Source organism: Streptomyces sp. NPDC004629, assembly GCF_042873595.1.
Classification (GTDB): Bacteria; Actinomycetota; Actinomycetes; order Streptomycetales; family Streptomycetaceae; genus Streptomyces.
In genome coordinates, this window is sequence record NZ_JBIALO010000008.1 from 333642 (window position 1) to 345197 (window position 11556).

Consider the following 11556-nt stretch of genomic DNA (forward strand, 5'->3'; position numbering starts at 1 on the left):
GGTCAGTTCCTCTCCTGGTTCTGCCGGGTGGCGGTCTCGTCATGACGCGGCTCGGTGAGAGCCATGGCCCGGTGCGGCTCGCTGACGGCTCCCGGGAGCTGGTCCGGCGCCCCGGGCACCGGCTCCGCAGGATCCACGCCGAGGGCGACGACCCGGTTGGTCTTGTCGACGTGCACGACCCGGGGCCGGTGGGCGGCCCGTTCGGACTCGTCGAGCGCTGCGAAGGACATGATGATCACCAGGTGTCCGGGGTGGACGAGGTGGGCGGCGGCGCCGTTGATGCCGATGACGCCGCTGCCGCGTGCGCCGGTGATGGCGTAGGTGCTCAGCCGGGTGCCGTTGTCGATGTCGACGACCTGGACCATCTCGCCCTCGACGATGTCGGCGGCCTCCATGAGGTCCTGATCGATCGTCAGAGATCCCACGTAGTGCAAGTCGGCCTGGGTCACGGTGGCTCGGTGGATCTTGCCGTTGAGCAGGGTGCGCTGCACCAGTACCCCCTGAGTAGATACTTAGGTGAGCCTAACCTAATTTATCGCGGTCGGGTGTGGAAGAACTCCAGAAGTACGCGGTTCACTTCATCCGGACGTTCCAGGTAGCCGTAGTGGCCGCAGTCCTTGATCTCCCGGTAGGCGGCGGCCGGGATCGCCTCGGCCACCTCACGGGACAGATGCGGCGGCAGGGTCACGTCGTCGGCGAAGCCGATCACCAGACAGGGCGTCCTGATCCCCGCGTAGGCCGCCAGTCTCCCCTCCGGCACCACCAGTTCGAGCTGGGCTCGCACACCGGGTCCGGCCGGCAGCGGGGCGAACTCGAAGAGCTCCAGCCAGTTCTGGACGGCCTCTTCGTCGTTGCGGGTGGCCGGTGACAGGTTCGCCAGCGCCCGCACCCAGGCCGCGTAGCCGGCCGGCAGCACGACCCCGCCGTCCAGCAGGGCGCGTTCGGCGGCGGACACGGCCGCGCGCAGCGGGTCGGTGCGGCCCCGGGTGGCCATCAGGACGCCCTGGAGGACCAGTTCGGGCCGGGCCAGCATCAACTCCTGGACGACGTACGCGCCCATGGAGACACCGACGAACCGGCACGGCGCGATGCCGAGGTGCTCGACGAGCCCGGCGGTGTCGGCGACCAGATCGTCGATCGTGAACCCGCCGGGGCACTCGTCGGTGGGCGGGATGCCCCGGTTGTCGAAGGTGACCACCCGGTGTCCGGCCGCCACCAGCGCCGGTACCTGATGCAGGTGCCAGGCCCGGCCGGTGGCGCCCTGGCCCATCACGAGGACCACGGGGTCGCCCCGACCCGCCACGTCGTAGTGCAGCCGGATTCCGTTGACCAGCGCGCTCGGCACCGGCGTCTCCTTTCCGGGTCGGTGCGCTCAGTCCGCCGCCCGGGTGGGCCCGGCGGGCAGTTCGGCGTCCTGCCCGGCCGGCGGGCCGTGCAGGGTGGCGCGGCGCAGTCCGGGCACGGCCAGCGCGACCGTGGCGACCCCGGCCAGGCAGACCAGACCGCCGACGGCCGCGGCACCGGCCGAGGAGCCGAGCGCGCGGGCGACCAGACCGGCCTCCAGATTGCCCACGGAGGGACCGGCGGTGGCCTGGGCGAGCCACAGGCTGCCGACCCGGCCCTGGAGCCGGTCCGGTGTGTAGTGCTGGAGCAGCGCCCGGCGCAGGATCTCCGACGCCGTGTCACCGAGGCCCGCGAGCCCCAGGAAGACCAGCGCGGTCCACAGGTTGGGACTCAGCCCGAAGCAGGTGATCGCCACGCCCCACACCGCGACCGCGCCGATCAGCGCCCGCCCGGTGTGATGCACCCGGCCGGTCCAGCCGCTCGCCAGCGCTCCGCAGAACGAGCCGACGGCGGGCGCGGTGTAGAGCAGGCCGACGGTGGACGGGCCGCCGCCGAAATGCTCCGTGCCCAGTTCCGGGAAGAGCGCGTAGGGCATCGCGAAGACCACCGCACACACATCGATCAGCAGCAGCCCGGCCACCACCTGGTTCCCGCGCAGGAACGCCAGCCCCTCCGCCATGGCCTTGAGCGGGTGCTGCGCCCCCGCCGAGCCGTCCGGCGCCAGCTTCGGCAGCGGCGCGAGCAGCGCGAGGCCGACGACGTAGATGGCCGCGTCGATCGCGAAGCACCAGGCGAGCCCGGGACCCGCCGCGATCACTCCGGCGAGCGACGGGCCCACCATGCCGCCCAGTTGGGCGGTGAGGGTGGTCAGTGCGCCCGCGGCAGCCAGCTGGCCGGGGGCCACCAGGGCGGGGGTGGCGGCCATCAGCGCGGGGCCGCCGAGCCCGCTGGTGCCGCCCGCCAGGACGGCCGCCACGAACACGAACCACTCCCGCGGGTTCGGCAGGGCCGCGTTCACCGCGAGCCCGGTGACCACCACCGCGGTCACGGCCCGGGTGACGAGCACGATGCGGCGCCGGTCCACCCGGTCGGCGAGCACCCCGCCCGTGACCAGGCCGACCAGCAGGGACATGCCGAGGACCAGGCTCATCAGACCGACCTGGACCGAGGATCCGGTCAGCTCGTAGATCTGCAGACTGGCCGCCACCGAGGTGAGATGGGTGCCCAGCATGGAGATCGACTGAGTGGCGAACACCAGCCGGAAGTCCCTGCTCGACCGCAGCGGCGCGACATCGACGACCACTTCTCCCAGACGCACGCGGCCCCCTAGCCCCGCGCAGCCGGCTGGGCCGGGACGACGTACGGGGCGACGCTGCGCAGTTTCTCGCAGGTCTCCTCCAGCTCCCGGGCCGGGGTGGAGCCGGCGAGGATGCCCGCGCCCGCCCGCAGCCAGGTGCGGCCGTCCTCCTCGAAGACACTGCGCAGCACCAGAGCCGCGTCCAGCGATCCGTCACTGGACGCCTGGAGGACCGCGCCGCTGTAGACGCCGCGGTGACCGCCCTCCAGCCGGGTGATGCGCTCGTAGGCGGGGAGTTTGGGGATGCCGGAGGCGGTGACCGCCGGGAAGACGGCGCGCAGCACGTCCCAGGCGGTGGCGCCGTCGGCCAGCAGCCCGTGCACGCTGGAGCCCAGGTGCTGGACGCTGCCGCGCCTGCGCACGCTGAGCAGGTCGCGCACCGAGACGGTGCCCGGCCGGCACACGGTGCCCATCTCCTCCTCGGCGAGTTTCACGGACAGCACGTGCTCGGAGATCTCCTTGGGATCGGCGAGGAGTTCGGCGCGCAGCCGCTCGTCCTCCGCGCCGCCGAAGCCGCGGGCGCGGGTTCCGGCGAGCGGCTGGGTGACGACCTCTCCGTCCGCGCTCACCTCGGCGACGGTCTCCGGGCTGAACCCGGCGACCCGCCGCCCGCCGAGGTGCAACAGGAAGGACCGGGCCGGGGTGTTGTGCGTACGGCCGTGGACGTACGTGGCGACGAAGTCGACGGGGAACGGCACCGGGACGGACCGGGAGAGGATGACCTTCTGCAGGTCGGTGCCGCTCCTGATCTCCTCGATGGCCCGGGCCACGATCTCCGGGTAGCGGCCGGAGACATCCGCGATCTCGATCGGCCGGGGGGCGAGGGGGGTACGGCTGACGGGTTCGGCGAGCAGTGCCAGCACCGCGTCCAGCGTCTCCCGGTCCGCTCCGCGCACCTCGGCATGCTCCTGACGGAACCGCACCTCGGTGTGCGGGACGGCGAGATGAAGCAGGTCGGCGTCGCCCGCCCGGTCGGGCCGGTCGCTGTACAGATGGGAGAACTCGAACGCCATCCAGCCGTGGGCCGTCCAGCCCTCGGCGTCCGTCTGCGCCAGTTCCTCCCCGACCTGGCGCAGAGGGTGCGGGCCGAGGGGGTGCACGATCTCCTCGGAGAGCCATCTGCGCCGGATCCCGGAGCGGCCGACGACGATCTCGCCCAGCGCGCCTCCGGCGAAGCAGTAGTCACCTTCGCGTTCGTAGACGACGTACTGGTCGAATAATCCCGACTCCGCCAGTTTCGCGACCAACAGGAGGGGATCTCCGTCTGCCGGCAGTTCCGTCTCCGCGCTCCGATAACGCAGCAACGAGCTACCTCCCTGAACTTAGGTTACCCTAACCTAATCGCCATAGAACCTAGCTGCCGGGACCAAGGTCCGTCCAGGGCCACTCCGGATCAGCTCGGCGCACTTGACCGTGATCGCAATTTAGGTAAGCCTCTCCTAAACAGCAGGTGGGAGTTGAGCATGCTCGACGGGTGGGTGCCCTGGCCGGATTCATTCGCACGGCGGTATCGCGCCGCCGGGTACTGGGAAGGCCGGCCCCTTGACCGGCTCCTGCGTGAGCGGGCGGCGGCCGATCCGGACCGGATCGCGCTCGTCGGCGCCGCCGGTGACCGCTGGACATACGCCGAACTCGACCGGCGCGCGGACCGCCAGGCCGCCGGTCTGCGGCGGCTCGGCATCGGCGCCGGCGACCGCGTGGTCGTCCAACTCCCCAACACCGACGCCTTCGTGGTGCTGTTCTTCGCACTGCTCCGGGCGGGCGCGGTGCCGGTCCTGACGCTGCCGGCCCACCGGGAGAGCGAGATCGTGCACGTGGCCGAGACGGCCGGCGCCACGGCCTATGCGATCCCGGATGGCCTCGACGGCTTCGATCACCGCGCGCTCGCCCGAGCCGCGCGCAAGGCGGTGCCGTCCATCGAGCATGTCCTGGTGGCCGGCGAGGCCGCCGAGTTCACCCCACTCGCCGATGTCGACGCCGAACCGGTGCCGCTCGCCGAGCCGGACCCCGGTGACGTGGCGCTGCTCCTGCTGTCCGGCGGCACCACCGGCAAGCCGAAACTGATCCCCCGCACCCACGACGACTACACCTACAACGTCCGTGCCAGCGCCGAGCTCTGCGGCTTCGACAGCGACACCGTCTACCTGGTCGTGCTGCCCACCGCGCACAACTTCGCGCTCGCCTGCCCCGGCCTGCTGGGCACCTTGATGGTGGGCGGCACGGTGGTCCTCTCCCCCACGCCCAGCCCGGAGGACGCCTTCGGGCTGATCGAGCGCGAGAAGGTCACCGCGACCGCCGTGGTCCCGCCCGTCGCCCTGCTGTGGCTGGACGCGGTCGAGTGGGAGGAAGCCGACCTGTCCTCGCTGCGCCTGCTCCAGGTCGGCGGCTCCAAGCTGGGCGCCGAACCGGCCGCCCGGGTCCGGCCCGCGCTCGGCTGCACCCTCCAGCAGGTCTTCGGCATGGCGGAGGGCCTCCTCAACTACACGCGCCTGGACGACCCTTCCGACCTGGTGATCCAGACCCAGGGCCGGCCCCTCTGCCCCGACGACGAGATCCGCGTGGTCGACGAGGACGGCCAGGACGTCGCCCCTGGCGCTACGGGCGAACTGCTCACCCGCGGCCCCTACACGCTGCGCGGCTACTACCGGGCGCCCGAGCACAATGCCCGCACCTTCAGCGACGACGGCTTCTACCGCACCGGCGACCTGGTGCGTGTCCTGCCCTTAGGCCATCTGGTCGTCGAGGGGCGGGCCAAGGACCAGATCAACCGGGGCGGCGACAAGATCTCCGCCGAGGAACTGGAGAACCACATCATGGCCCACCCCGGCGTGCACGACGCCGCCGTGGTCGGCATGCCCGATGCGACGCTGGGCGAACGCACCTGCGCCTGCCTCGTCCCGCGCGCCGGCCGGCCGGCCCCCGCTCAGCGGGAGTTGGCCGCCTTCCTGACCGACCGCGGGCTCGCCGCGTACAAACTCCCCGACCGGGTCGAAGTGATGGACGCGTTCCCCCGCACCTCGGTCGGCAAGACCGACAAGAAGGAACTCGGCCGCAGGATCGCCGGACAACAGCGCACGGAGGACGGCGGTGTCCACTGACATCGCCACGACGGCACTCGACCCGGCCAGGACGGGCCGGAGCCAGAGGCGCCGGACGTCGACGCGCTCCCTTGCCGTGCTCGGCGCCCTGCTCCTGCTGCTCGCGGCCGTCGCGCTGAGCCTGGCGATCGGGTCCCGCTCGCTCGCGCTGTCCACGGTCGTGCACGCCCTGCTGCACGACGACGGGTCCACGGCGAGTTCGGTGATCTGGGACGTCCGGGTGCCCCGTACCCTCGCCGGCATCGCCGCCGGCGCCGCGCTCGGCGCCGCGGGCGCGCTGATCCAGGCACTCACCCGCAACCCGCTGGCCGACCCCGGGCTGCTCGGCATCAACGCGGGCGCCGCCGCGGGCGTGGTCCTGTCCATCACCGTACTGGGGCTGACCAGCCTGTGGGTCTCGGTGTGGTTCGCGATGGCCGGCGCGGTGATCGCCGGCCTGCTCGCCTACTCGCTGGCCTCCGGCGGACGCAGCGGTGCCACCCCGGAGCGGCTGGCGCTGAGCGGCGCGGTGATCGCCGCTGTCTTCACCGGCGCCGGCCAGACCCTCATGCTGCTCGACGCCCAGGTCCTGGACCAGTTGCGGTTCTGGAGCGTGGGCTCGCTGGCCCGCGCCGACGGCGCGACACTCACCGCCATCGCGCCGTTCATCGGGGTCGGTCTGCTGCTGGCCCTCGCGCTGGTCCGCCCGCTCAACGCCCTCGCCCTGGGCGACGAAGCCGCCCGCGCGCTCGGCGCCCACCTGGACCGCACCCGCTTCCTGGGGCTGCTCGCGGTGACGCTGCTGTGCGGTGCGGCGACCGCCGCCGTGGGCCCGCTGGTCTTCGTGGGCCTCGCCGTCCCGCACATGGCCCGGCTGATCGTCGGAGCCGACCAGCGCTGGACGCTCCCGCTGTCCATGCTGCTCGCCCCGGCGCTGCTGCTCTTCGCGGACGTCCTGGGCCGGGCCGTCGTCCGCCCCGACGAACTCGACGCGGGCGTGGTGACGGCCGTCGTCGGCGCGCCCGTGTTCATCGCGCTGGTCCGCCACCGCAGGACGGTGTCGGCATGACCGGCCCCGTGACCGCCTCCCCCCGCGTCCATGTGGTGCGCAGCCGCTCTCAGCGGCTGTCGCTGCGGGTGGACGTCCGTACCCTGACGGTGTGTCTGCTGGTCCTCGCGGCCACCGTAGGGGTGGGCGTACTCGCCCTCGGCACCGGCGAGTACGCCATCTCCCCCGCCGACGTGGTGCGCACCCTGCTCGGCAACGGCAGCCCCCGCACGGACTTCGTCGTCAACGAACTGCGGCTGCCCCGGCTGCTCACCGGCATCCTGGTCGGCGCCGCCCTGGGCCTGAGCGGGGCGCTGTTCCAGAGCCTGTCCCGCAATCCGCTGGGCAGCCCCGACATCGTGGGCTTCACCTACGGCTCCGCCACCGGCGGCCTGCTGGTGGTGCTGGTCGCGGGCGGCACCGGCGGACAGATCGCCTTCGGCGCGGTGGGCGGCGGCCTGGCCACCGCCTTCCTCGTCTACGTCCTGGCGTGGCGCCACGGCGTCCACGGCTACCGTCTGGTCCTGGTCGGCATCGGTGTCAGCGCGCTACTCCAGGGCGTCAACGCCTATCTGCTCGCCAAGGCCCGCTTCACGCAGGCCGCGCAGGCCATGGTGTGGCTCAACGGCAGTCTGAACGGCCGGGACTGGGGCGATGTCCGCCCGGCCGCCGTCGGGCTGGCCGTGATGCTGCCCCTGGTGGCGCTGGTCGCGGGCCGGCTGAGGATGCTGGAGATGGGCGACGATGTGGCGGGCGGGCTCGGGGTGCCCGTGCAGCGCACCCGTCTGGCGATCCTCGTTCTGGCCACGGCCGCGTGCGCGGTGGCGACGGCCGCTGCGGGCCCGGTCCCGTTCGTGGCGCTCATCGCGCCCCAGCTGGCACGCCGCCTCACCCGCGCCCCCGGCCCGAACCTCGCGGCGGCCACGTGCACCGGCGCCCTGGTGGTGGTGATCGCCGACTTCGCCTCCCAACGCATCCATGAGACGGCCCAGTTGCCGGTGGGCGTGGTGACGGCGGTGGTCGGCGGGGTCTACCTGGGGCTGCTGCTGCGCCGGCAGCGCCGGACGGGCCGGATCTGAGCGCACCCGGGTCGGCCGTCCTCTGTGTGACGGGGGGGAAGGCCCGGCACGGAGCCGAGCGAAAGGCGGGGGTCAGAAGTGCTCCCAGGACGAGTCCTCCCCCGCCGTGCACGGTCCGCCGTCGTGGCACCGCAGCCGTCCGTTCGCCAGGTCGAGGCTGACCGTCAGCAGAGTCCGCCACTGCTGGTGGGACGGCAGTCCCGGCTGCGGATGGCAGCACACGGGGGCGCCGTCGCTGTCGTGTGCGTTCAGCAGTTCGGTCCAGCGGGCCGGATCGGGGCAGGCGAGCAGTTCCCTGCGGGCCGAGCCATCCGATGCCGCCGGCGGTGGCCAGGCCCCCGACCCCGACGTTGCCGTGGTCACCGGAGCTGATGGCCAGTCCGTGCGGGGCGAGCGCCTGGGCGACCTGGGCCCAGCGCGCACCCGCCTCCACCCGGACCAGGCGCGCGTCCCGATCGAGGACATCGACACGGGTCAGCCCGCTCAGGTCGATGACGAGGCCGCCGTCGTTCGTGCCGCTGCCGGACAGACCGTGTCCCCCGCTGCGGACCGCGATCCGCAGATGCCGCTCGCGGGCCAGCAGCAGCGCCGCGGCGATGTCGTCGGCCGATGCCGCAAGGACGATCGCCGCCGGACGGTCCGTGGTGGTGTATGTGGAGCGGAGCAGCGCGAAGCGGCGGTCGTCCGGGGTGACGATCTTGCCGGCCAGGCCCGTCGGCACCGCGCCGAGACCGGTCGTCATCGCTCCTTCCGCACGGCCTCGACGCGCTCGCGCACCGCCGGCGCGACCTCGGTGGCGAAAATGGCGACCTGATGCTCGGGGTCGACCACGGGCCAGAACACGAACGTGTCAAACCCGAGGACGACCGCCCACTCGGTGAGCGTGTCCACCCAGCGGCGTACGTCACCGACGAGCCCGTGGTCGTCCTGTCCGCCGGCCCCGATGACGCCGAGCACGTTGTAGACGCGGCGGACGGACTGCGGGGTGCGTCCGGCGGCGGTGGCCGCCTCATCGATGATCTGTTGTCGGGCCGGTACCTCGTGCGGCGGGACGTAGATGTTCAACGGGGAGATCCAGCCGTCCGCCGAACGGCCCGTCACCGCCAGCATCTTGCGCTTCTGGGCACCGAGCCACAGCTCGACGGGCCTGGGGGGCACGGGGCCGGCGTGGTAGCCGGCCACCGAGTGGTGCGGACTGTGCAGCCGTACGGTGGCCCCGGCAAGGGCCTGACGCATGAGCCCGAGGGACTCCTCGGTGAAGGCGACCATCTGTTCGCCGCGCCGTGGTGTCCCGCCCATCGAGGCGATGGCCTCGGTGAAGGCGCCGCCGCCGACGCCGAGTTGGATACGGCCGTCGGTGAGCACGCTCAGCGAGGCGGCGGCCTTGGCGAGCATCGTCGGCGGGCGCAGTTGCAGGTCCGCCACGTCGGTGAGGAACGAGATGCGCTGCGTGTCCGCGGAGAGGCTGCTGATCAGGGTCCAGGTGTCCAGGTGGGCCGGTTGGTATGGATGGTCCTGGACGGCGAGGTGGTCAAGGCCGCCGTCCTCGGCCAGGCGCGTGAGACGCCGGGTCCGCTCCAGTGACCCGGCCGTGGGATCCAGGCTCAGTCCGAAGGAGAGCGGGCGTCCGTAGTCGGTCATGGGACCACGGTCCTGTGGACCGGCCCGCCCGGCAAAAAGGCAGTAAGGTGCTAATCTTTAGTAAGTACATAGGATCAAGGAGTAGTGCGGAAGTGATCACCACCCGGCCCCGGCCCGTGCGTCTGGAGCGCGGCTCCATCCATGACGAAGCATGCCCGAGTTTCCAGGGCGCCCTCGAACTGGTCGGGCGCCGCTGGACGGGATCGATCCTGGCAGCCGCCCTCCAGGGCGCCCACCGCTTCGGCGAGTTCCGGGCCGTGATCGACGGCATCTCGGACCGGCTGCTCGCGCAGCGTCTGAAGGAACTCGAAGCCGAAGGGCTCATGGAGCGGACCGTGATCCCCAGTACCCCGGTGCAGGTGCACTACGGCCTGACCGGGGAGGGACAGGCCCTGATGGCCGCCCTGCAGCCCCTGGCGCAGTGGAGCGTCCGGCACGCCGCCCGGCGGGCCGGCGATCCCGGCCAAGGCTGACGACCACCGCCGGCACTCTGCCGGTGGAAGCCGGTGTCGCCGACGAAGTCGCCCTGCCGGAAAGGGAGTTGCTTTGGGCGGCGGGGTGCCGGTCGCCGTGGTGGTCGCGGCGGAGCCGGGCGTGGGCTTCGACGAACGACGCATCGACGTGAGCGGTCAGCGGCTCGGCGGTCCCACCCGAGCCGGTCACGCCCCGCTCCGCGCCCGGCGGGCCGCTTCGATGTACGGACGCCCGTCCTGCACAGCCGCCCGTACGCCTGCGGCACTGCGGGCGTACGGCGAGGGCCACCCACTTACTTTCCATTAGTGACTAATCGGCTCCTGGTGCCGACGGTGCCCGCGGAGCACCGTGGACACGTGCTGCCCCTGCCGGCAGCCACGACAGTTCACGCATCGCGCACCATCACGCACCTGGAGTTCCCCATGGCGACCCTGCTCCATCTCGATTCGTCCCTGCACCCCGGCAGTGATTCCAAGTCCCGCACGGTGGCGCTGAAGTTCCGTGATGCGTGGCGGGAACAGCACCCCGGCGGCACGGTGGTCCACCGCGACCTCGCCGCCGACCCGCTGCCCCATCTGGATGTGCACGGTGTCTCCGCGGCTTTCGTGGACGCGGACTCCCGGACGCCGGTGCAGGCCGCGGCGTTCGCCAGGCGCCTGACGCTGGTCGAGGAACTGGAGCGGGCCGACGCCGTGCTGCTCGGCGCCCCGATGTACAACTTCGCGATCCCCTCGACCCTCAAGAGCTGGATCGACCATGTGCTCCTGGTCGACCGCACCACGGGTGACCACTCCAGCGTGAAGGGCGTCCCGCTCACCGTCGTGGCCAGCCGGGGCGGCTCCTACGCGCCGGGCACTCCGCGGGAGTCGTCCGAGCACGTGCAGAATTACCTGCGGTCCATCCTCGGCGAGTACATGGGCTTTGAGATCGACTTCATCGTCCCCGAACTGACCGCCGCCGCCGCCAACCCGGCCATGGCCGAACTCGTTCCCCTGGCCGAGCACTCCTGGGCCACGGCCCTGGAGGACGCCGCCACCAAGGGCAAGGAAGTGGCGCAACGGGTGGCCGCGGCCTGAGCCGAACCACTCAGCGGCCTCGCACCGCGAAGTGATACATATCCGCTACGCATTAACTTCTTGATGCTGTCATAAACGATCCATAGCGTATCGCTTCCCTGTAGGTGATGGTTATTTCACCAGCGAAACAGGGAGGGCATCAGGTGCGTCCAGCGTCCACGAAGGCCGTCATCACGTCGGCGAAGAACCTCGACACCGCCCTGCGCGCCGGCGCGAAGATCGTTGTCCTTGAGGTCGGCCGGGAGACAGGGGACGGCTTCGGGGCACGACACTCCTATCTGACGGGACACATACCCGGCGCTCACTTCATGTCGTTCGAGAAGGACCTTGTCGGGGGGGGGGCCCGGGCCCCGGGCCCCCCGCCCCCCCCCCCCCCCCGCCCCCCGGCGGGGCCGGGGGGGCCCGGGGGGGGGGGGGGGGGCCCCCCCCCGGCCGGCCCCCCCCGCCCCCCCCCCCCGGC

General features: G+C 72.2%; 11 protein-coding genes and 1 pseudogene. 5 read left to right on the top strand and 7 right to left on the bottom strand.

Features of this window, described 5'->3' with window-relative positions; genetic code table 11:
• Positions 1-2 precede the first annotated feature (2 nt).
• The 4 genes from panD to ACFYTE_RS15210 are packed head-to-tail and all read right to left on the bottom strand — an operon-like array spanning position 3 to position 3948.
• Positions 3-491: an aspartate 1-decarboxylase gene (gene panD / locus ACFYTE_RS15195; RefSeq protein ID WP_388709638.1), complete on the bottom strand. Its 489-nt coding sequence runs from the start codon at positions 489-491 to the stop codon at positions 3-5.
• Between the two features lie 41 nt (positions 492-532).
• Complete coding sequence (locus tag ACFYTE_RS15200) at positions 533-1345, bottom strand: alpha/beta fold hydrolase (RefSeq protein ID WP_388709640.1); 813 nt, start codon at positions 1343-1345, stop codon at positions 533-535.
• A gap of 27 nt (positions 1346-1372) precedes the next feature.
• Positions 1373-2662, bottom strand: a complete 1290-nt coding sequence (entS, locus tag ACFYTE_RS15205) for an enterobactin transporter EntS (RefSeq protein ID WP_388709642.1) — start codon at positions 2660-2662, stop codon at positions 1373-1375.
• Positions 2663-2670: 8 nt separating this feature from the next.
• Positions 2671-3948: a salicylate synthase gene (locus ACFYTE_RS15210; RefSeq protein WP_388709644.1), complete on the bottom strand. Its 1278-nt coding sequence runs from the start codon at positions 3946-3948 to the stop codon at positions 2671-2673.
• Positions 3949-4164: 216 nt separating this feature from the next.
• Between ACFYTE_RS15210 and ACFYTE_RS15215 the strand changes: the two genes are divergently transcribed.
• From ACFYTE_RS15215 to ACFYTE_RS15225, 3 genes are read left to right on the top strand one after another with little or no spacing between them, the layout of a single operon-like run.
• Positions 4165-5799: a (2,3-dihydroxybenzoyl)adenylate synthase gene (locus ACFYTE_RS15215; protein ID WP_388709646.1), complete on the top strand. Its 1635-nt coding sequence runs from the start codon at positions 4165-4167 to the stop codon at positions 5797-5799.
• The gene (locus ACFYTE_RS15220; protein WP_388709648.1) at positions 5789-6847 is read left to right on the top strand and encodes a FecCD family ABC transporter permease; all 1059 of its coding nucleotides are present in this window, start codon (positions 5789-5791) and stop codon (positions 6845-6847) included. Before ACFYTE_RS15215 ends, ACFYTE_RS15220 begins: the two co-directional genes overlap by 11 nt.
• Positions 6844-7905, top strand: coding sequence for a FecCD family ABC transporter permease (locus tag ACFYTE_RS15225; protein WP_388709650.1), 1062 nt, complete (start codon positions 6844-6846; stop codon positions 7903-7905). Before ACFYTE_RS15220 ends, ACFYTE_RS15225 begins: the two co-directional genes overlap by 4 nt.
• Before the next feature lie 72 nt (positions 7906-7977).
• On the opposite strand, the gene ACFYTE_RS15230 is transcribed toward ACFYTE_RS15225, so the two are convergent.
• The 3 genes and pseudogenes from ACFYTE_RS15230 to ACFYTE_RS15240 all read right to left on the bottom strand — a co-directional run bounded on the left by ACFYTE_RS15230 (position 7978) and on the right by ACFYTE_RS15240 (position 9546).
• On the bottom strand, positions 7978-8268 hold the full coding sequence (locus ACFYTE_RS15230) for a hypothetical protein (RefSeq protein WP_388709687.1): 291 nt from the start codon (positions 8266-8268) through the stop codon (positions 7978-7980).
• Positions 8267-8647, bottom strand: a pseudogene (locus ACFYTE_RS15235) (FAD-binding protein); the annotation flags it as partial. The gene ACFYTE_RS15230 and the pseudogene ACFYTE_RS15235, both read right to left, overlap by 2 nt.
• Positions 8644-9546: an LLM class flavin-dependent oxidoreductase gene (locus tag ACFYTE_RS15240; protein WP_388709652.1), complete on the bottom strand. Its 903-nt coding sequence runs from the start codon at positions 9544-9546 to the stop codon at positions 8644-8646. The gene ACFYTE_RS15240 and the pseudogene ACFYTE_RS15235, both read right to left, overlap by 4 nt.
• Positions 9547-9638: 92 nt before the next feature.
• Here ACFYTE_RS15240 and ACFYTE_RS15245 point away from each other — a divergent pair, with 92 nt between their 5' ends.
• Both ACFYTE_RS15245 and ACFYTE_RS15250 read left to right on the top strand, forming a co-directional pair.
• Complete coding sequence (locus ACFYTE_RS15245) at positions 9639-10019, top strand: winged helix-turn-helix transcriptional regulator (RefSeq protein WP_388709654.1); 381 nt, start codon at positions 9639-9641, stop codon at positions 10017-10019.
• A gap of 423 nt (positions 10020-10442) precedes the next feature.
• Positions 10443-11096 (top strand): FMN-dependent NADH-azoreductase, encoded by a 654-nt coding sequence (locus tag ACFYTE_RS15250; protein WP_388709685.1) that lies wholly within the window; start codon positions 10443-10445, stop codon positions 11094-11096.
• The last annotated feature ends 460 nt before the right edge of the window (positions 11097-11556 follow it).